This is a genomic window from Wolbachia endosymbiont (group A) of Gymnosoma rotundatum, assembly GCF_947250765.1.
Classification (GTDB): Bacteria; Pseudomonadota; Alphaproteobacteria; order Rickettsiales; family Anaplasmataceae; genus Wolbachia; species Wolbachia pipientis.
Map to the genome: position 1 here is coordinate 364,542 of NZ_OX366347.1, position 19,449 is coordinate 383,990.

Sequence of the window (19,449 nt, forward strand, 5' to 3'; positions counted from 1 at the left end):
TTTATAATTTTATTTCTTATTAACAAACAAACTTACAACGAGCAAGTCTATAATTTTACTTTTAACTTGTGGCTATTTGTTACTTCATATAGTTTAAGATACTGTTAATTTATGTACACTTGTCTTAATCAATTGTTCCATACTTTTCTTCCATTTTTACTGCTATGGATAATCCAACTGAAAATGTTGCAATTCCAACCACTATAGCAGTAAGCATTAAAACATGGGGTATAGGATTGCTATATGAATAAAAATTTGAAACCAATATAGGAGGCAAGGAACTTTTTATATATCCTAGAGATATGTAAAATAACAAAACAGATGCTTGGAAGACGCTTACCCCTATCATTTTCTTGATTAAATTTTTATCGTTTATAATAATATATAAACCTAGCACCATTAATACAATAATAATCGTATAATTATATAAAGTCATTGTTTTTTCCTACGAGCAAAATTTATATATATAATTAACATAGAGGAGCAGACAGTAAATGCTACACCTAATTCCACCAAAAAAATACCTAATTTTTGACCGGTTCTATTATTGGTTAACAAGATATCATAAGATAAAAAATTTTGGCCAAGTAAAGTTGTTGCAACGCCCGTTCCTCCATAAATTAAAATACCTAACACGTTAGTCAATCTAATCACAGAATAAGGTATTGCTTTTAGAGTTGTAGATACACCAAATAGCATTGAATATAATATTATCCCGGAGGCAATAATTATTCCTGCTTGAAAACCTCCACCCGGAGTGTAATCACCGTGAAATTGTATGTATAAACCAAATAAAATGATAAAAGGTATCATCAAAAATGTTACTGCATTTAATATCGGATCTTTAATCATTTTCTTTTTCTTCTTTTAATATCAACGTTATACAAAGCGCAGCAGTAAAAACTACTATAGTTTCTCCAAACGTGTCATAACCACGAAAGCTTGCCAAAATAGCTGTCACTATATTAGGAATACCGGTAGCTTTTTCGGTATTTTCCACATAATAAGGAGCAACATGCAAGTGGATCGGAGCATTGTGGCTGCCAAAATCTGGCAATTGAATCATAAAATATGACAAACATACAGCCAGAAATAACATAAAAAAAAGCGTTATAGGGTTATGAGATAGATTTACTTTATGATTCTTTATCAAGGAGAGTGCTGCAAACGTAAAAACTGTACTGAGCCCCGCACCAACAGAAGCTTCAGTAATTGCAACATCAGGTGCATTCATAATTAAGTATATAAGCGCAATCAGTGAACTAAATACACACATTAGAACAGCACTTACGACTAAATGTCGCGAGAAAACTATAAAAACCGTAACTGTTAGTAACAACAAAAGTAACACTACATTTAATATTTCTAACACCTTAGCCTTCTTTAACAGTTTTTTTCTTAACTTTATAATGAGTGCGCGCTAAAATATAGCTATTAGTTGAGTTAGCTACCCATATTATAAAAATTAATAATACTATTTTAACAGTATTGATTGAAAATCCATTCTGCAAAGCAAAACCAATTAACAATAACGTTGCACCGCTAGAATCTGTAATACCTGCTGCATGTAACCTAGTATAGAAATCAGGAAATCTGATCACCCCTATATTTGAAATAATTATCAAACAAATACCTAAAAATATGAAAATGGATCCTATCATAAATTATCAAAACAACATTAATCTCATTAGTGCTATAGTTGATATAAAGCTAACGCTAGCATACAACAATGCTATATCAATTAAAAAAAAATTATTCAGAATGATTGATATTGCTGTTATAAGTACAACTACTTGCGTTGAGAAATTATTGAACGCTAAAACCTTATTGTACACATCATTTGACTTAGACACTATGCAACACAACATTACACTCATACAGAACAACAGTGTATAGATAGCAATGCAAATCATTTAAAGACTATGTGACTTCAGTAGATTTCTAAACGGATACTTCTTCATCGCCATCTTGATCATTTATTTCATCATCTATTTCACCATCCACTTCATAATCTTGGCTTTCTTGACTTGCATCAAGATCTGTGTTATCAGAAAAATTTAATAAATTCGCTAGCTTACTTGTATTACTGCTGTAAACATTATTCATATTTCCTTTCATGTATTCCTTGCATCTACCTACCAAAAGGCTAAACAGCTCATGAGTATCCACCTGTTTTCCTGCTATTTCATGTAAGGAAACTATGGTATTTTTATGACCTTTAAACTTAGCTGCTTGAATTGGATTACTTGCCCCTGTATTTAAATCATGTGTTCTTTGACTTGCCAACAGAACCAATTTGAAACGGTTACTTACCCGTTCTATACACTTTTCTACAATAGACTCAGCCATAAGATACTACCTTAATAAGTTTTATACTATATCACAAAAAACAAGTTGTCAACTTTGTATCTATTGCGATTCAACTTCATGTTTTACTTTTTCTGCCTCAGATTTTATTTCTTGGCTTTCTGTCATCGTGATTGTTATCTCATGATCAAGTTTTTTTAGAAATCCTAACAATCGCTCTAAAGAAAAACCATCTATTTTACCATTTTTAATTTGCGATACCTTTGGCTGATCAATACCAAGTTTCTCAGCTGCAAAAGCCTGAGTCCAAGCATTTTTTTCTATAATTTTATTTATTATATAAAGCAACTTTGTTTTTATTCCTGCACTGTCTAAGTTATTTAACGATATTATTTCCATAATTCTTACACTCACATATCAATTAACTTTATTAAATATTATAACATAATATTTAATATACCAAGATATTAATATCATGTAACTTGTCAATAATTATATGATATCAATATTTAAAACTTTAAGTTGATTATATATTAATATTTTTATCAAATTTCTAGTAATTTTAAATTACCATTCTACCATCAGTCTATCTGAAAAAACCATTTATAGAAAGAACAAGCTAAGATTACAAAGCTTGAAATACAAAAATAATTATTTTATAAATTTATCTTACATAAGAAGTTTATATCTCTATATCTTAATATAAATATTTATTTAAATTTTTAAAATTTCTATTTTAACGAGAATTCTATATATTATATTTATAATATAATTTAAATATTTGTTGCTTTTTAGTTGGAACATTATTTAGTTAGTAAGTAAAATTGTGTTGAATATGACAAAAATAAAAAAAGATGTTGCTGTTATTATGGGAAGTGAGTCAGATTACACCACTATGGTCCATACTGTTGATATGTTAAAAGCATTAGAAGTTTCACATGATATATTCATAATATCTGCACATAGAACACCAGAAAGGCTCTTCAATTTTGCTAAATCTGCACAAGAAGAAGGTTTTAAGGTTATTATAGCTGGTGCAGGAGGTGCAGCTCATTTACCTGGTATGGTTGCGTCACTAACTTGTTTACCAGTTATCGGCGTTCCTGTGCATAGTAAACAATTAAATGGGCTGGACAGTCTACTCTCTATAGTTCAAATGCCAAAGGGTGTTCCAGTTGCAACCATGTCTATAGGAGAAAATGGAGCATATAATGCTGCCATTACTGCCGTATCTATATTGTCAATTTCCAACAGTGAAATTGCAGGTAGGTTAAAAAAGTGGAGAGAGAAACAGACCAAAGAAGTAAAAGAGAAACCAGTTTCATAATAAATCTATGGCAATAATTCTTTTAGACACAAAAACCATAAACCGTATAGCAGCGGGGGAGGTGATAGAAAGGCCAGCAAGTGTAGTAAAGGAATTAGTGGAAAATGCAATAGATGCTGGAAGTTTAGAAATAGAGATTAAAATAGAAAGTGGTGGGCGTAACCTTATTATTGTGACAGATGATGGTAACGGAGTAGAAAAAAACGATTTAGAACTTGCGTTTATGCGCCATGCTACTTCAAAATTGAGCGATAGTGAATTAATAGAAATCAAGCATCTTGGCTTTAGAGGAGAAGCTCTGCCTTCAATAGCAGCAGTAAGTAGGATAAAATTATCGTCTAAGGCAAGAGAAGCAAATGAAGCATGGTCTATAAGTTATGAGGGTGGAGAGAAAATAGGGGAGCTAACTCCTTACCCTTTATCACAAGGGACACATATTGAAGTACGAGATTTGTTTTTCGCTACCCCAAATAGACTAAAATTTCTAAAAACCGAAAGAGCAGAAACTCAAAGCATTGTTGATATTGTAAACAACCTAGCAATGATTAACTATCATATAGGGTTTACTCTCACTTCAGGTAATAAAAAGCTCTTAAAATACGCTAAGCAGACTTCGTTATTTCATAGATTGTGTGAAGTAGAAGAAGAATTTCAGGGCAATTCTTTGGAGATCAATGAAGAAGAAGACGACATTAAACTTACGGGACACATCTGTAAGCCGACCGTCAATCGTGGTAAGTCAACTCAGATCTATACGTTTGTTAATGGAAGGCCAGTCAAAGATAATCTACTTATTGGCGCAGTTAGGTATGCATATCATGATTTTATTCCAAGCGATAGGTATCCTTTCGCAGCGTTACATTTAGAGATACCTTATGATCAAGTAGATGTAAATGTGCATCCAAATAAGTCAGAAGTAAGGTTTCAGAATAAGAAGCTCATATATGAGATAGTGACAAGAGGATTAATTAAAGCATTGTCAAGAAGGATAGGCACCTTTCTAGCGCATGACCAGAAAATGGATTCAACATTGCCAGATCCTTTTGATAAACCTAATGTTCAAAATGAAAGAAGGCCAAGTCCTTTTGAAAATCAACTAATAAAAGAATTTGCTTCTCCAAATGAAAGAGTAAAAAGCTTATCAGAACAGTCAAAATCGTTTGATTATACCGGCATACAGAAATTACCATCACAAGCGGAGACTATGGTTCTAGAAAAAAAGGTGTTAGAGCAAGTTGATTTGATAGAGAGCCACCCGCTCGGGTTTGCACGCTGTCAGGTCTATAATACTTATATTATTGCAGAGGTAAGGGACAAATTGATTATAGTCGACCAGCATGCAGCCCACGAAAGGCTAGTATATGAATGCTTAAAACAAAAATCAAGTGTAAAAAGACAAAAACTACTTCTTCCTGAAACGGTTGAAATCAAAAATCAAGCCGGAATGGAGATGATTGAAATCTATAAAGATAAGTTATTTGAAATGGGTTTTGATATTGAGATCAAACCAGAAAATAAAGTGATAGTAAAAGAAATCCCTGCAATTTTGGGAGCAATAGATGTGAAAGAGATGCTAATTAATATAGTCGATAGATTAACGGAAATAGAAGATACATTGCCAGTAGAAGATAAAGTGAACAAAATATTGGCCACTATCGCTTGTTATGGATCAATTAGAGCGGGTAGAAAAATGAGATTAGAAGAAATGAATGTGCTGCTTAGACAAATGGAAAAAACCCCATATTCCGGGCAATGCAACCACGGAAGACCAACTTATATAGAAATGAAACTCAGTGATATTGAAAAACTTTTTGAGCGGAGGTAAGAGGTTGCCATAAATATGTAAGCGCTTCTTCCTCGTCATCCAAGTAGCTATAGAAACAAAAAACTTACTTGACAAACTCCGCCAGCCCCTTTATCATGAAACTGAAGCTATTTATTTATCTTCGCAATCTGTGCAGGTTAATGACAAAAAACTTAGGGTATTTGGCGTCTCATGTTTAATTTTTCGCACTACGTGCATCGCATGTCTTTAAAAATTTCTGGGTTTTTACCTATATAAGCCGAAACGCGCTTACAAAGCGTTTAAGACAGCAAAAAACGTCAAATTGACAAGGGAGAATTTGAATGCTAGCTACTACGGGGTTTCTTTGCCTTTTTTCCTGCTTGGTAAATTTCTTAAACACTTGCGGTGTAGGTTAGTTGCAAGTTAAAAGTAGCTAAATCGCTCTTAATCAAGCGTTTTAGAATAAAAAAAACGCCGATATTTTAGTACATAGTAAATAGCTAACCACCACGGGGCTTCTTTTGCCTTTTTTTTCATTTGGTAAATTTCTTAAATATTTATGACTAAACGATAATCGTCATCCCTAAGTATCCCGCTGCTTGTTAGCGGGATCTATGTTAAGGTATGACAGTTAAGTAGGGGATCTATGTTAAGAGATACCGCGAATGAATCGCGGTATGACGGTTCGCGGCGGCATAGTATAGCCTTTCTTATAATAGTCCGAATGCGATAAGATATGTGTTTATGGCTATAGCAGGCCAGTAGCATATTACGGTCTGTTCGGATTATTGTAAAAAAAGCTATAATTCGTCATCCCGCTGCTTGTTAGCGGGATCTTTTGTTAGCGCCGCGGCGGTATGACGTCTCGCTTGCAACCTATAGCTTTGTCATTCCAGTGCTCCTTTTTTTGTCATCCCAGTGCCTTGACTATTTGGATCCAGAAAACTTAGCTTCGAGTCAAGTAGGCTGCAAATAAAAACTGGATTCCAGCGTCACGCGCTGGAATGACACCCTGACAATCGTCATCCCGCTACGTGTTAGCGGGATCTATGTTAAGAGATACCGCGAATGAATCGCGGTATGACGTATAGAAACTAAAAAAGTTCTTTTTTAAAAAACTTAAGTTATACTTATAAGTATTTGATACTTTTTATAGTGATTATGTCGAGTTTAAGCTGCCTTTATGGTGATAATGCAGAATTTGTGGAAGAAATGTATAGCCGTTATTTGCAGGGTGATAAATCAATCGGGGAGGATTGGTATAGAATTTTTTCAAGCAATTTAGAAGTTAATAAAGCGGAGACCTGCAGTCCGCAGCATGTAACCAAGACGGATGATTCGGCTTCTGATTTGGCAAATTTCTTTAGGTCCTACGGTCATTTTTTTGCAGACCTTAACCCGCTATCACCAAATGAAAATCAAGAAATAGATTATCAAAAATATTCAAATTTATCCCCAGCACGTGACGCTGAAATCTATAGAGATATTTACTGCAAGAATATCGGCTTTGAATTTATGCATATCTCCTCTTATGAAGAGAGAATGTGGCTGCAAGAAAAAATTGAAAATCAAACCTATACGCTGAGTTCACAAGATAAAAAGGAAATACTGAGGCACTTAATTGAATCTGAAATGTTCGAACAATTTCTCCATATGAAATTTCCTGGATATAAACGCTTTTCTATTGAAGGTGGAGAATCAGCTATCGTTGCAATTGAAAAAATCATTAGTGATTCTACGGTTTTTGGTATTGAAGAAATAGTCCTTGGCATGGCTCACCGCGGACGACTCAATGTTCTAACCAAAGTGATGGGGAAAGAATATGCGGCAATGCTGTCTGAATTTCAAGGCAATCTTGCATACCCAAGTGGTCTTGAGGTGTCCGGTGATGTTAAATATCACCTTGGTTACTCTTCTGATCGAGCACTTTCAGGTGGCAAAAAAATACATTTAAGTTTATGCCCTAATCCATCTCACCTTGAAGCGGTAAATCCGGTTTTGGCTGGAAGAATAAGAGCAAAACAGAATATAAGATCTGTGCTTGGCATATCAATTCATGGTGATGCGGCTTTCATCGGTCAAGGAGTGGTTGCTGAAACTTTAACCTTAAGCAATATTGAAGGCTATAAAGTGGATGGCATTGTGCACATTGTCATTAATAACCAAGTTGGTTTTACTGCTAACCCATGTTGCGCACGATCCTCTTTTTATTGCACTGATATAGCAAAATCAATAGAAGCTCCAGTGTTTCACGTCAATGGAGATAACCCGGAAGCTGTGAGTTTTGCTACAAGTCTGGCGATGGAATATAGGCAGAAATTTAAAAAGGACGTAGTAATTGACATAATGTGCTACCGCAAATATGGCCATAATGAAGGTGATGAACCGAATTTCACTCAGCCACTTATGTATAAGGCGATATCAAAGCATAAAACTCCTGGAACATTGTATGAAGAAAAATTGACTGCAGAGAAAGTATTAGATGGCGATGAAGTAAATAAATTGCGCAGTGAATTCAGGGCAAAATTAGATAAAAGTCTTGCTGAATCAGCGGCTTACACTCCAAAAAAAGCTGACTGGTTCGGTGGAGTGTGGTCAAAATTAAGAAGAGCAAAGCTGAACGATTTGAGCGAATACTACACGGATTCTGGTGTTCCGCCAGATGAGCTGAAAAAATTAGGTGTGCGTATAAATAGCAATATCCCAAGTAACTTTAACATTAACAATAAGGTTAGAAAAATACTCGATGGCAGAATAGACAGCATAAATTTTGGTAGTAATATAGACTGGGCAACTGCCGAAAGTCTTGCGTTTGCATCACTGCTCACAGAAAGAATAGGAGTGCGTTTATCAGGACAAGACTCTGGTCGTGGAACTTTCTCGCACCGTCATTCAAGGCTTGTTGATCAGGTAACAGAAGAAGCATTTATTCCGCTAAACAATATAAATGAAAAGCAAGCTCACTTTGAGGTCATAGATAGCGCACTATCTGAGTATGCTGTAATGGGCTTTGAATATGGATATAGTTTTGATTCTCCGTATTCACTGGTGCTCTGGGAAGGACAATTTGGTGATTTTGCAAATGGTGCACAAATTATGATCGACCAGTTTATCGCATCTGCAGAAACAAAGTGGTTGCGATCAAGCGGTCTAGTTTTGTTGCTGCCTCATGGTTATGAAGGACAGGGACCTGAGCATAGCTCCGCGCGTATAGAGAGATTTTTGCAACTCTGCGCAGAAGATAATATGCAGGTAGTTAATTGTTCCACTCCGGCAAATTACTTCCATGTCTTACGCAGACAAATCCATAGAGACTTTCGTAAGCCTCTGGTAGTGTTTACACCAAAATCGCTACTGCGTCACAAAAGAGCAGTTTCTAACCTATCTGACTTTGAAGGAAAATTCCTCACGGTAATCCCAGAATGTAGAACAGGTTTAGTTTCGAATGATAAAATACGTAAAGTTGTAATATGCAGCGGTAAAGTTTATTACGACATAATTGAAGTATGTGAAGCACAAAAAATAAACGATATAGCAGTAATACGTTTGGAGCAATTCTATCCATTTCCTGCCGATAAACTAAGTATTGAACTTGAAAAATACAAAAGCGCTGAAATTATATGGTGTCAAGAAGAACCAAAAAATATGGGAGGGTGGTTTTTTGTCAACCCATTGATAGAAGAAGTGTTGTCCAATCTCAATATTCAAGCAAAAAGACCTAAGTGTATCGCAAGACCTGCTGCTGCATCTCCTGCATGTGGTTATGCTAGTGTACATGCTCAGCAACAAGAGGAGATTTTAAAGCAGGTTATGCAGGGGATCTAGCACAATTGTGCAAATATTGAAGCGAGAGCTGGCAAGCGAACATTGTTCATCAGATCTTGACGCTGGGCACTGCAGCCAGGCGCAATAGAAAACGCATTACACCAATAAAGCCCTTTTGGTACTCAAGCAAATATAAAAGATTTTTATTCTATTAAAAAAAAATTAATTTTTATTAAAATTTTCATTTATTTTTATTTAAAAAGTAAACATTATTAATATTTACTTTAATTAATATAGGATATATATGAATACAAAAATATTTGAGATGTTAATAAGGAGAACTGGTCTACGCAGAGATAGCAAAGCTGAGATCATACAGTTAAATAGAAATGAAAAAGCTTTTGTAGATGAGGATAAAGAATCTATCGAATTAGCTGAGGCCATTTTTGAAGAGAATAATATGTTTCATTTCCGCAAACCAGGTCCTGCTATGGATTACATTTTGCACAAATTAATAAATGATAGGAAGCTTTTCGAGGAAATGAAAGATAGAGGTACAAGTATAATACGTCTTTTTTCTTTGTTATCAATGTATCATAGTCTTCCCAAGTGCTGTGTTGTGAGAAGAAGAGGGCGTATTACTGAGTGTGGAATATTTGCTTATGCTGACAACTGTTTAGAACTAGTACCTTTAGAGGACTTTATACTTATTGAGCCTTCCTCGTACCTCGAGTACATTGTGTTTGACAATGAGAATATCAGAAATAGGTTAGCTGAAGACTTAACTGAAGATAAAACAAAATTAGATATTTTCGTAAATGGAATTTTAGCAATAAAGAGCTCGGATTTAGTATTATCTTGTATTAACAAGATAGAGGTTCTTAATGAGGAAGATAGATATTTTGTTAATCGCTTACAGAAAAACAACATGCTAGACTACATCTTAAACAAAGATGATACAACACTTGAAAAATTAACTCTAAAGGAATTGTTGAAGCTTTCTATTTTGCAGGAAGAAAAAAGCACTGAGTTAGAATCTCCCCAAGCTTCAAGTGTAAATGTTAGCAAAGCTCAGCAACATTGTAGTATATAGCTGGTGATAAAGTTTAAAATAATTGCATATACTAAGGCTCATTTAAATATAGAGCCTCAGTGGTGCTTAATTTTTTCAATTGATGGTGACTAGTAGCCCTACTATGATGTGGATCTATGCTCGCTTATAACTAAAATTTCACTTCCACCAAGGGGATATTATTCCAGCTATTGCTTCCATAGTCATCAATAGAAGCGTTTAAGTAATCTGTATCAAAGCGCACGGGCACATCAAATTCAAAGCTCGCAGTGATTATCACATCTTTTACTGGTGGCTTCATAAATGTTATTTCTCCAGTTGAATAATTTACTGAATATTCACTCTCTTCTTTACCATTTAAATAAATCTTTACTGTCCCATGTACTGGCTTTTTGATCATACGTATATGCTTATCTTCCCCACTTACATAAGTTTTGATTAGCTGAAAAGTCGTTTTTTTGTTATCTCCTATACCAATCTCTTGGTTGATGGCTATAAAATCCGACCAATCCTTAAAACGAAACCCTATTGCTTTACCTTTTCGTGCATGAAAAAATGTTATTAGTTCTAGTAGCTGCTCGTTTGATCTGACCCCGTAAGCTATGTTGTATCTAGTGCGTGCATGAGACCAATTGATGTTACGCTGTTCACAACCATTGTGAGTTGTTACAACGTCAGTGGAAAATTCCGGTCCTCCAGCGGAACCATAAGATATATTTTCTGGAAATCTAATTTCTGTGAATGACATATACCCTCCTGTGAAAGTAAAATAGTTTGGTTGAAGAAAATGTTGTAATTTGAAAGCGTTTCACATAGTAAATGACGCTATGGAAAGTGGATGAGACTACTGAGTTAAACTGCTGTCACACCCACAGTTACTATACTCAGGTTCATTTGAGTTGTCAAGCAAAAAAATAAAATTTTATGGCAAACTGTAACTAGCCTTGCTTGTGACTTAATTCATCTACTTTTTTGCGTAATACATTCAAATCAGTTGCTCCTACAAACAGGCTATCTCCAATTATTAAAAAAGGTGTACCACCTACTCCCAAATCTCTTACTAGAAGCCTACTGTTGTTTATCATTTGCTCAATTTTGTCCGCGTTATCTTTTATGGAATCATTAAAATCGTCCTCATCAATCCCTATGTTTTTCACTATATCCAATATGCTTTCGTCTGAAAATTCTCCTTTGTGACTTAAAGCAGCATGGTGAAAATCGAAATATTTTTCTTTATCGAGAAAATAGACAGCTAAAGCACTTTTTGCTGCCTTTAAAGAAGCGTTACCAAGTATTGGAGCATCCCTAAAGATATACTTAATTTTGCCGTCGTTAATTAACTGCTTTATATCATTCTTTATAGCTTTGCAATGTCCACAAGAATAGTCAAGGAAGCCTACAGCTATAACACTACTATTTTCATTTCCGGAGTAAGGATAAGTAAGGTCAAATATTTGATCCTTGTATTGTGAAATTTTACTTTTGGTTACATTATCTCGAGCAGCGTAACTACTTTTAATCGACTCCTCTTTGAGAGTTTTTACGATCTTATCAAAATTTCTGCTTATATAATTATCTAATTTCTCACCTATATAATCATCGTTTAGCGTTTGGCTGCGATTTGAAAGCCAATTATTTATTATCGGCAAGCTTGCTATTGCTATTATTAAAATCAATAAAAACGATACCCTAGACATACAATTTATTTAAAAACCTACAACATAAAACTTTTAGTACACATTTACCTGTATATTAAAAGGAGCATCTAATGTTAATATATAAAAACATTTATATCAAGTGTATTTTATAGTCAGTTTTGCCTCGAATACAAACTTTACGTACAATGATTAGGTATATTGTCACAAAGTTCATCAGAAGACTTGATAATGTAGGTGACCAAACTACCCCCAGAATAGCCAATTATGAGATGCTCTATCTTTTACCGCCGCGCTGTAAACATGGCGGTAAAACAAAGTTGATAATTTTATTCCGCTGTGTATAATTTTCCGCGGAATAAACATATGAGTGAACCAATAATTGGCAGAGAAAAAGAAATAGCTATTCTACAAGACAAACTTCTTTCTCAATCAGCCGAATTTATTGCTGTTTATGGTCGGCGTCGTGTAAATGTTGTATTATCTGCATTTTATCAGCATAATATAGAAGTAATGTAATGCAGATATTATGCCGATGCCGAATTATACGATTACTTCTAAAATTGCTAGTTGTCTTATAAGGATTGAAGCAGCAAAAGAAAAAGTGTTACATTTGCCGCTCACTGTATCAATGCTTTTGTCTCTTCGTGAAACTGCACGGCTTTATACCACACACTATTCTACTATGATTGAAGGAAATCGACTTGAACCTAAACAGATTGAAGAGGTTTTAAGTGGTAAAAGCCACTTTCCAAAATATAGGAGAGATGAAAATGAGGTTAAAGGATATTATGCAGCTTTAACTCAAGTTGAACAATGGGCAGCAAGGAGAATACCCATTACTGAGAAAGCTGTTCAAACACTACATGCTCTAGTAATAGCAAGTGGAAAATCTAAAATAAAATCAACACCTTATCGTGATGGTCAAAATGTTATCCGCGATAGTCTTACACGTGCAATAATTTATATGCCACCTGAAGCAAAGGATGTACCAAAGCTCATGAGCAGTATGATTGATTGGATTCGTGGCAGTGAGCAAGTGCCTTGCCCAGTTATTGCAGGTATTGCTCATTATCAATTTGTAACAATTCACCCTTACTATGACGGTAATGGTCGTACTGCAAGATTGCTGACTACATTAATTTTACACCTTGGTGGATATGACCTAAAAGGACTGTACTCATTGGAAGAATATTATGCTAAAAATCTAGGGGCTTATTATGAAGCAATAACATCGCACAATTATTACATGGGGCGAGCTGAAGCAGATATCACTAAGTGGGTGGAGTATTTCGTAGAAGGTATGGCAAATTCATTTGAGAACGTTTTACAACGTATAAATGAAGAAGAATACCACACTGATCAGACTGATCTTATACGTAAGCTTGATCCTAAACAACGCAAAGCTCTTGAGCTCTTCCAGGAGTTTTCCGCTATTACAGCTAGTCAGGTTGGCGAACTATTTAATTTTAAGCCTCGTACCAGTGCGCAACTTTGTAAAAAGTGGGTGGAAATGGGGTTTATCAAGATTGTAGATTTTTCCAATAGAGGAAGGAAATACAAACTTAGTAAGCAATATGAAGATTTGATCTCAAATTAACTGAAAGCTCGCTAGACAGTGCATAGATCAAATTTCAATAAAGTGCTTGAAAACTAAATGTAAACTTAAAATTTTAAAAACTGGAATATGTACAACAACTTACGCGACTTCATCAAAGCCTTAGAAGAAAAAAAGAATTTGATTAGAATTAAGGAGAAAGTTTCAACAGTTCTTGAAATGACAGAAATTCACCGTAGGGTTTTGTCAAACAAAGGGCCAGCGATCATTTTTGAAAATGTTGTCACAGAAAATGGTAAAAATTCGATTCCTGTTTTGGTGAATTTATTTGGTACTATTAAGAGGATTGCATTGGGGTTGAACATAAATCCTGATGAACTAAGAGATCTTGGTAAACTTTTAGCATTTTTGCAATCACCTGAGCCGCCAAAAAACTTTAAGGATGCTATAAAAATGTTTCCTTTGTTGAAAGTCGTGTTATCGATGCGAAGTAAAGTCGTGAGCAAGGCTCCATGTCAAGAGGTAGTGCTAACCGGAGATGAAGTGGACCTAAGTCTACTGCCCATTCAAACATGCTGGCCAAATGAACCTGCACCACTTATCACCTGGCCGATTGTGGTGACAAAAGGACCTACGAAAGACAAACAAGATAATTTCAATCTTGGAATATATCGTATGCAGGTCATAGATAAAAAAACAACTCTAATGCGTTGGCTTGCGCATCGTGGAGGAGCAGGTCACCATAAACGATGGAAAGAGAAGGAACAAAATATGAAATTTCCTGCTGCTGCTGTGATCGGTAGTGATCCTGCAACGATTATTGCTGCGGTAACTCCAGTGCCAGAAACATTGTCAGAATACCAATTTGCTGGACTGCTGCGAAAGAAGCCGCTTGAACTTGTAAATTGTAAGACTATTCCACTTCAAGTGCCAGCTCACGCGGAAATCGTTCTGGAAGGCTATGTGAGTTTGGATAGATATCAAGATGAGGGACCATATGGAGACCACACTGGCTACTATAATTCTGTTGAGCAATTTCCAGAATTTAATATTACTGCAATTACTATGCGCAAAAATCCAATTTATCTCAGCACTTTCACTGGCAAGCCACCTGATGAACCATCGATTCTTGGTGAAGCACTCAACGAAATTTTTGTGCCCATTCTTATCAATCAATTTCCAGAGATAGTGGACTTTTATCTGCCACCGGAAGGTTGCTCATATAGAATAGCGGTAGTGTCGATAAAAAAATCCTATCCAGGGCAGGCAAAAAGAATTGTTATGGGCATACTTTCCTTTCTAAAGCAATTTTTATACACGAAGTTTATTATCGTTGTTGATGATGATATAAATATACGTGATTGGAAGGAAGTGATGTGGGCAATGTCAACAAGGATGGACCCTGTGCGTGATACAATCATGATAGAAAATGCACCTATTGATTATTTAGACTTTGCTTCCCCTGAAAGTGGACTTGGAGGTAAAATGGGATTTGATGCGACAAATAAAATCCCGCCTGAAACCAAACGAGAGTGGGGAAAGAAAATTGAGATGAGTGAGGAAATAGTAAGGAAAGTCGCGGAGAAGTGGGAGGAATATATGGACTAGACTTCTTGCATAAAAGCAGAAAAAAGTTTGGCGTTTTTTATAATGCCGCTTAACTGATAATTGTGCGTCACAGTGCCCTTTTTTTGTCATCCTATAGCTATACCGCCGCGGTATCTCTTAGCCGCTAACAAGTAGTGGGATGACGAGCTTATCGTCATCCTGCCGCGAACCGTCATACCGCGATTCATTCGCGGTATCTCAGCCGCTAACAAGCAGCGGGATACTTAGGGATGACGGTTGTTGTTTAGCTGTAAATATTAAGAAATTTACCAAATGAAAAAAAAGGCAAAAGAAGCCCTGGGGTTATTATCCGCTTTAAAATATTGGCGTTTTTTATGTTTTAAACGCTTGACAAGCGAGATTCAGCCGCTTTTAATTGCAACTAACTTACGCTGCAAATGTTTAAGAAATTTACTAAGCAGAAAAAAAGACAAAGAATCCCCGAGTTAGCTAGTCTTTTACTATCTCTGTCGAGTATTGGCATTTTTTGATGTCTTGTAACGCTTTATAAGCGCGTTCAGCTTATTTAGATAAAAATCTAGATGTAGATGAAGTTTTGTAAAGACATACAGTATCTATATACTGCAAAAAATTGAACATAAGACGCCGATACATTAAGTAATCCTTACCTTTTAATCTGCAGATTGGCGAAAGCAAATACAATAGCTTCAGTTTCATGATAAGAGGGCTGGCGGAGTTTGTCAAGCAAGTTTTTTGTTTCTGCGGGCTACCTGAGTCTATTGATTTCGTTAGAGCCGAAACTCTTGAGACCTAGGTGATAATTCTATCTAAAAGAATGCCGAAAAAGAGCAGCAACCCTACGTAGGAGTTATTTTTAAATATGGACATGCATTGACTGGGATCGTCAGGATTGAAATTTTTGTATTGGCGGTGAAATATGAACCCTACAGCAAGTAGAGCAATATAAAAAATGTTATTTAATGATGATAAAATACCAGCATATAGCCACGTCATAAGAGATATTAAATAAAATCTTTTCAACCAAGATTTTGTTGTATCACCAAAATATAATGCGGTAGATTTCATCCCGAGTTTTTCATCATCTTTTTTATCTTGATGGGCGTATATGGTGTCATAGCTAAGTGTCCAAAAGACGCATCCTATATAAAACAGCAAGGATTCTATACTGATCTGGTTTGTTATTGCTGCTGAGCCCATGAGCGATCCCATATTGAAGGTAAACCCTAAGAACAATTGTGGCCACCAAACATACCGCTTTAATAAAGGGTAAGTAGCTATCATACACATTGAGATTATTCCAAGTATAAGTGTAGTTTTATTAGTTAATAATAAGATTACCAGGGCAATAGACAGTAGCAGTGAAAGTAAAGCTAACGCCTGCTTTATGTTTAATGCACCACTTGCAAGTGGCCTATATTTTGTTCGTTCAACGTGCGCATCTATTTTTCTATCGAAGATATCATTGATTATGCACCCTGCGGGTCTCATTAAAAATGCACCTATAGTAAACAAAACAAGGAGAAAAAGAGTCTGATACGATAGAGAAGTTGAGGCTAAAAGAATACCGCTCAAACTGGGAAATAGCACAAGCCACAAACCCGTTAAACTGTGCAACCTCATTAATGAAAAGTAACGATTGAAATGCATTAATTAAGTGTGATTATGTAATATTTTGCTTACATTAACAAAATTATCGAACGCTAAGTCAGGCTTGAAAACTAGTTCAGGTATAAATCGCAAATCAACATAACACAATATAGATTTACGTATTGACCATGCAGATTGGTTCATTTCATTAACAACAGTATTAATATCACAATTATTCTCAGAAGGATCTCCAGTGCGTCTTTTTTCTGGATCTAAGTAGTCAGCTACTTGAATATTCAATGAAGATAACACAATATATACATCTGCTTTTTTCAAATCTTTACTTAATTTTACGTCAGATACCGCTACATTTTTATTGAACACCTTACCTTCCATTAGAACTCTTGATATTGCTCTATGCAATACCGATGCTATCTTTAGGTTTCTAATTTCCTTTTTCATATCCAGCTACTATAACACCCTTTCTTCTTGCACTAATTGATAAGCTTCCAAAATATCTCCAACTTTAATATCGACATTACCCTCTAGTGATACTCCGCATTCAAAGTTTACACCTACCTCTTTAACATCATCTTTAAATCTACGTAGTGCTTTTAACTTTCCTTCATGCACCAATTTGCTATTGCGTACTACCTTAATTAAAGAATCTTTTTTTATGACTCCATCACTTACGTAACATCCAATGATATTACCAGCTTTAGATACATTAAATATTTGCCTCACAGATGCAAGGCCAACACGAACCTCTCGTGTAACAGGCTTTAACATTTTAGTTAAATACATTCTCATGTCGTCAATGAGCTCGTATATTATGTTATAAGTATGTATTTCTACACCTTTTTGTTTTGCCAAGTCCCTTATTTTTGAGTCCACTTTTACATTAAAAGCTAAAATTACTGCACTTGATGCTTCTGCAAGCAGCACATCTGAATCTATTATCCCTCCTACTGCTTTGTGTAGGATATTTAATTTCACTTGGTCTTTACCGAGTTTATCAATTGAACTTGATATTGCTTCAATAGAACCAGTTACATCGCACTTTAAAACTACAGATAGTTCTTCTGTTTCGCTGTTATTACGACTGAATATATCTAAATTATTGTCGCCCAAATCTTCTTTCTTTTTCTTGATTAACTCTAGCCTGTATTCAACAATTTCACGCGCCTGCTTTTCAGAATTTATAACAACAAATTTATCTCCAGCATTTGGCACACCATTTAGACCAGTAATTTCAATTGGAGCGGAGGGTAGTGCTGCTTTTTCTCTTTGACCGAGGTGATTAACCATACTACGTACTTTGCTGTATGTTGTACCAACTACCAATATATCACCAACCTTTAACGTTCCTTCCTCAACTATCAATGTGGCTGATATTCCTTTCGCTTTATCTATTTTGGATTCTATTACCCATCCAAGTGCTCGACAATCTTCTATTGCTTCTAGCTTCATTAATTCAGCGATTAACAAAATCGTCTCTTCTAGTTTATCTAAATTAGTTTTCTTTTTTGCTGATACTGGCACAATCATAACATCACCACCAAGCCCTTCAGGGATGAGATCATATTGAGGCAAACTATTAATTATTTTTTCTACATCACCAGGCTCAGATTTATCAATTTTATTAATAGCAACTATAATGGAAACATTTGCTGCTTTTGCATGATTTATTGCTTCAACTGTTTGTTTCATGATTCCATCGTCAGCTGCAACTACTATTACAACTATATTAGTAATATTGGCACCACGTGCACGCATCGCAGTGAACGCTTCATGTCCTGGTGTATCAATAAAGGTAATTTTTTGCTTATCTTTTGTCGTTATTTGATAAGCACCTATGTGTTGAGTTATGCCACCTGACTCTCTTTCTGCAACATTAGATTCACGAAATGCATCGAGCAATGAGGTTTTACCATGATCGACGTGTCCCATAAAAGTGACGATTGGTGGTTTAGGTTTTTTAGGCAGGCTTTCTCTGCCTTCTATAAAAAATAAATCTTTTTCTCTGTTGGTATCGCTCACTCGTTTAGCCATATGATTAAATTTTTCCACTATTTCACATGCTATATCTGGATCCACCAGATCATCTACTCTATAACTCTCACCGACTTCTTCTTTGAACATTTTTAGCACACTCTTGCTATCTTCTGCCATGCGAATAGATAACTCCCTGATAGTTATTTTGTCTGGTATAATAACTTCTCTTGATATATTTTTACCCTTGGTAAACTTTGACTTTCTACTTCTTATACCAAATCTTTGCTTAAATACAGGGGGTTGTTCAGTTTTTTCATCTATTGCCTGTGCAATTACCAGTTTAGAATGCTTAGAATATATATCTTTGTTGACTTTAGAAGACTTTTTATCGTCGCCCTCATAGTCAATATTATCTTCTTTTAGTTCAACTAAGTGAGTATCACTTAAAACTTGCTTATTTATTTCTTTAGATAAAGTGTCCGCTTCATTTTTCTCGTCAATCTCTTTATTGCTGTCTTCTTTTGCTGTTTTCTCTTTTTCTTCTCTCTGATTTTTTTCTTTCAGCAAAGCAGCATTCTGCACAGCATTAATGCGGAAAATTTGTTCTTTCTCTGTTAAAGAACCTAATTTACTCTCGTCAAATAAATTATGTTCTTCTGCATCATGAGATTTTTTTCTTCTTTTTTTTACTATTGTAGCTCCAGTACTTGGGCTAGTTGAAGAGTTTAAATTGAGGTCTAATTTAAGCTTGCTTAAACCTTGGAGCGTTAATTTTTTATCACTGATATCTTCATTATTCATATTATT

Annotated in this window: 21 protein-coding genes; 7 read left to right on the forward strand and 14 right to left on the reverse strand. The window is 35.3% G+C overall.

The window, feature by feature from the left end:
* Positions 1-124: 124 nt before the first annotated feature.
* From OOK97_RS01845 to OOK97_RS01875, 7 genes are read right to left on the reverse strand one after another with little or no spacing between them, the layout of a single operon-like run.
* A complete protein-coding gene (locus OOK97_RS01845) occupies positions 125-436 on the reverse strand; it encodes a cation:proton antiporter subunit C (RefSeq protein WP_006279706.1) in 312 nt (103 codons plus the stop codon).
* Positions 433-852 carry a Na(+)/H(+) antiporter subunit B gene (locus OOK97_RS01850; protein ID WP_006279705.1) on the reverse strand — a complete coding sequence of 140 codons (420 nt, stop codon included), beginning with the start codon at positions 850-852 and terminating at the stop codon, positions 433-435. Before OOK97_RS01850 ends, OOK97_RS01845 begins: the two co-directional genes overlap by 4 nt.
* Positions 845-1,372 (reverse strand): DUF4040 domain-containing protein, encoded by a 528-nt coding sequence (locus tag OOK97_RS01855; RefSeq protein ID WP_015589497.1) that lies wholly within the window; start codon positions 1,370-1,372, stop codon positions 845-847. The genes OOK97_RS01850 and OOK97_RS01855 overlap by 8 nt, the downstream gene beginning before the upstream one ends.
* 1 nt (position 1,373) lies before the next feature.
* Positions 1,374-1,661: a monovalent cation/H(+) antiporter subunit G gene (mnhG, locus tag OOK97_RS01860; protein WP_006279703.1), complete on the reverse strand. Its 288-nt coding sequence runs from the start codon at positions 1,659-1,661 to the stop codon at positions 1,374-1,376.
* A 6-nt stretch (positions 1,662-1,667) separates the two neighbouring features.
* The gene (locus OOK97_RS01865; RefSeq protein ID WP_007548527.1) at positions 1,668-1,913 is read right to left on the reverse strand and encodes a monovalent cation/H+ antiporter complex subunit F; all 246 of its coding nucleotides are present in this window, start codon (positions 1,911-1,913) and stop codon (positions 1,668-1,670) included.
* A 28-nt stretch (positions 1,914-1,941) separates the two neighbouring features.
* The gene (rpoZ, locus tag OOK97_RS01870; protein ID WP_007548528.1) at positions 1,942-2,349 is read right to left on the reverse strand and encodes a DNA-directed RNA polymerase subunit omega; all 408 of its coding nucleotides are present in this window, start codon (positions 2,347-2,349) and stop codon (positions 1,942-1,944) included.
* Positions 2,350-2,409: 60 nt separating this feature from the next.
* The gene (locus OOK97_RS01875) at positions 2,410-2,706 is read right to left on the reverse strand and encodes a helix-turn-helix domain-containing protein (RefSeq protein WP_010081926.1); all 297 of its coding nucleotides are present in this window, start codon (positions 2,704-2,706) and stop codon (positions 2,410-2,412) included.
* A gap of 436 nt (positions 2,707-3,142) precedes the next feature.
* Between OOK97_RS01875 and purE the strand changes: the two genes are divergently transcribed.
* Positions 3,143-3,634 carry a 5-(carboxyamino)imidazole ribonucleotide mutase gene (purE, locus tag OOK97_RS01880; protein ID WP_006280351.1) on the forward strand — a complete coding sequence of 164 codons (492 nt, stop codon included), beginning with the start codon at positions 3,143-3,145 and terminating at the stop codon, positions 3,632-3,634.
* 7 nt (positions 3,635-3,641) lie between these two features.
* The gene (mutL, locus tag OOK97_RS01885; protein WP_264705495.1) at positions 3,642-5,459 is read left to right on the forward strand and encodes a DNA mismatch repair endonuclease MutL; all 1,818 of its coding nucleotides are present in this window, start codon (positions 3,642-3,644) and stop codon (positions 5,457-5,459) included.
* A gap of 573 nt (positions 5,460-6,032) precedes the next feature.
* Here mutL and OOK97_RS01890 read toward each other — a convergent pair.
* Complete coding sequence (locus OOK97_RS01890) at positions 6,033-6,188, reverse strand: hypothetical protein (RefSeq protein WP_264705496.1); 156 nt, start codon at positions 6,186-6,188, stop codon at positions 6,033-6,035.
* A 393-nt stretch (positions 6,189-6,581) separates the two neighbouring features.
* Here OOK97_RS01890 and OOK97_RS01895 point away from each other — a divergent pair, with 393 nt between their 5' ends.
* Entirely contained in the window at positions 6,582-9,245 is a 2,664-nt protein-coding gene (locus tag OOK97_RS01895; protein ID WP_264705497.1) for a 2-oxoglutarate dehydrogenase E1 component, read from the forward strand.
* Positions 9,246-9,489: 244 nt separating this feature from the next.
* On the forward strand, positions 9,490-10,278 hold the full coding sequence (locus tag OOK97_RS01900) for a hypothetical protein (RefSeq protein ID WP_264705498.1): 789 nt from the start codon (positions 9,490-9,492) through the stop codon (positions 10,276-10,278).
* Positions 10,279-10,408: 130 nt separating this feature from the next.
* Here the strand turns inward: OOK97_RS01900 and OOK97_RS01905 are convergent, their stop codons facing one another.
* Positions 10,409-11,005, reverse strand: a complete 597-nt coding sequence (locus tag OOK97_RS01905) for a TIGR02217 family protein (protein WP_182319892.1) — start codon at positions 11,003-11,005, stop codon at positions 10,409-10,411.
* Positions 11,006-11,195: 190 nt separating this feature from the next.
* On the reverse strand, positions 11,196-11,954 hold the full coding sequence (locus OOK97_RS01910; RefSeq protein ID WP_264705499.1) for a DsbA family protein: 759 nt from the start codon (positions 11,952-11,954) through the stop codon (positions 11,196-11,198).
* Positions 11,955-12,278: 324 nt separating this feature from the next.
* Between OOK97_RS01910 and OOK97_RS01915 the strand changes: the two genes are divergently transcribed.
* The 3 genes from OOK97_RS01915 (at position 12,279) to OOK97_RS01925 (ending at position 15,078) form a co-directional block, all read left to right on the forward strand.
* The gene (locus OOK97_RS01915; protein ID WP_007548541.1) at positions 12,279-12,431 is read left to right on the forward strand and encodes a hypothetical protein; all 153 of its coding nucleotides are present in this window, start codon (positions 12,279-12,281) and stop codon (positions 12,429-12,431) included.
* A 16-nt stretch (positions 12,432-12,447) separates the two neighbouring features.
* Complete coding sequence (locus OOK97_RS01920; RefSeq protein WP_264705500.1) at positions 12,448-13,512, forward strand: Fic family protein; 1,065 nt, start codon at positions 12,448-12,450, stop codon at positions 13,510-13,512.
* An 87-nt stretch (positions 13,513-13,599) separates the two neighbouring features.
* Positions 13,600-15,078 carry a UbiD family decarboxylase gene (locus OOK97_RS01925; protein WP_264705501.1) on the forward strand — a complete coding sequence of 493 codons (1,479 nt, stop codon included), beginning with the start codon at positions 13,600-13,602 and terminating at the stop codon, positions 15,076-15,078.
* A gap of 86 nt (positions 15,079-15,164) precedes the next feature.
* Here the strand turns inward: OOK97_RS01925 and OOK97_RS01930 are convergent, their stop codons facing one another.
* The 4 genes from OOK97_RS01930 to infB form a co-directional block, all read right to left on the reverse strand.
* Positions 15,165-15,290, reverse strand: coding sequence for a hypothetical protein (locus OOK97_RS01930; protein ID WP_264374340.1), 126 nt, complete (start codon positions 15,288-15,290; stop codon positions 15,165-15,167).
* Positions 15,291-15,849: 559 nt separating this feature from the next.
* Entirely contained in the window at positions 15,850-16,707 is an 858-nt protein-coding gene (gene ubiA, locus OOK97_RS01935) for a 4-hydroxybenzoate octaprenyltransferase (RefSeq protein ID WP_264705502.1), read from the reverse strand.
* Positions 16,708-16,710: 3 nt separating this feature from the next.
* On the reverse strand, positions 16,711-17,109 hold the full coding sequence (locus tag OOK97_RS01940) for a ribosome-binding factor A (RefSeq protein WP_006279769.1): 399 nt from the start codon (positions 17,107-17,109) through the stop codon (positions 16,711-16,713).
* A 9-nt stretch (positions 17,110-17,118) separates the two neighbouring features.
* Positions 17,119-19,443: a translation initiation factor IF-2 gene (gene infB, locus OOK97_RS01945; RefSeq protein WP_264705503.1), complete on the reverse strand. Its 2,325-nt coding sequence runs from the start codon at positions 19,441-19,443 to the stop codon at positions 17,119-17,121.
* Positions 19,444-19,449 lie beyond the last annotated feature (6 nt).

Coding starts and splice junctions, on each gene's coding strand:
- OOK97_RS01845 (WP_006279706.1), bottom strand. CDS start 436: ATGACTTTATATAATTATACGATTATTATTGTATTAATGGTGCTAGGT.
- OOK97_RS01850 (WP_006279705.1), bottom strand. CDS start 852: ATGATTAAAGATCCGATATTAAATGCAGTAACATTTTTGATGATACCT.
- mnhG (WP_006279703.1), bottom strand. CDS start 1,661: ATGATAGGATCCATTTTCATATTTTTAGGTATTTGTTTGATAATTATT.
- OOK97_RS01865 (WP_007548527.1), bottom strand. CDS start 1,913: ATGATTTGCATTGCTATCTATACACTGTTGTTCTGTATGAGTGTAATG.
- rpoZ (WP_007548528.1), bottom strand. CDS start 2,349: ATGGCTGAGTCTATTGTAGAAAAGTGTATAGAACGGGTAAGTAACCGT.
- OOK97_RS01875 (WP_010081926.1), bottom strand. CDS start 2,706: ATGGAAATAATATCGTTAAATAACTTAGACAGTGCAGGAATAAAAACA.
- purE (WP_006280351.1), top strand. CDS start 3,143: ATGACAAAAATAAAAAAAGATGTTGCTGTTATTATGGGAAGTGAGTCA.
- mutL (WP_264705495.1), top strand. CDS start 3,642: ATGGCAATAATTCTTTTAGACACAAAAACCATAAACCGTATAGCAGCG.
- OOK97_RS01890 (WP_264705496.1), bottom strand. CDS start 6,188: ATGCTACTGGCCTGCTATAGCCATAAACACATATCTTATCGCATTCGG.
- OOK97_RS01895 (WP_264705497.1), top strand. CDS start 6,582: ATGTCGAGTTTAAGCTGCCTTTATGGTGATAATGCAGAATTTGTGGAA.
- OOK97_RS01900 (WP_264705498.1), top strand. CDS start 9,490: ATGAATACAAAAATATTTGAGATGTTAATAAGGAGAACTGGTCTACGC.
- OOK97_RS01905 (WP_182319892.1), bottom strand. CDS start 11,005: ATGTCATTCACAGAAATTAGATTTCCAGAAAATATATCTTATGGTTCC.
- OOK97_RS01910 (WP_264705499.1), bottom strand. CDS start 11,954: ATGTCTAGGGTATCGTTTTTATTGATTTTAATAATAGCAATAGCAAGC.
- OOK97_RS01915 (WP_007548541.1), top strand. CDS start 12,279: ATGAGTGAACCAATAATTGGCAGAGAAAAAGAAATAGCTATTCTACAA.
- OOK97_RS01920 (WP_264705500.1), top strand. CDS start 12,448: ATGCCGAATTATACGATTACTTCTAAAATTGCTAGTTGTCTTATAAGG.
- OOK97_RS01925 (WP_264705501.1), top strand. CDS start 13,600: ATGTACAACAACTTACGCGACTTCATCAAAGCCTTAGAAGAAAAAAAG.
- ubiA (WP_264705502.1), bottom strand. CDS start 16,707: ATGCATTTCAATCGTTACTTTTCATTAATGAGGTTGCACAGTTTAACG.
- OOK97_RS01940 (WP_006279769.1), bottom strand. CDS start 17,109: ATGAAAAAGGAAATTAGAAACCTAAAGATAGCATCGGTATTGCATAGA.
- infB (WP_264705503.1), bottom strand. CDS start 19,443: ATGAATAATGAAGATATCAGTGATAAAAAATTAACGCTCCAAGGTTTA.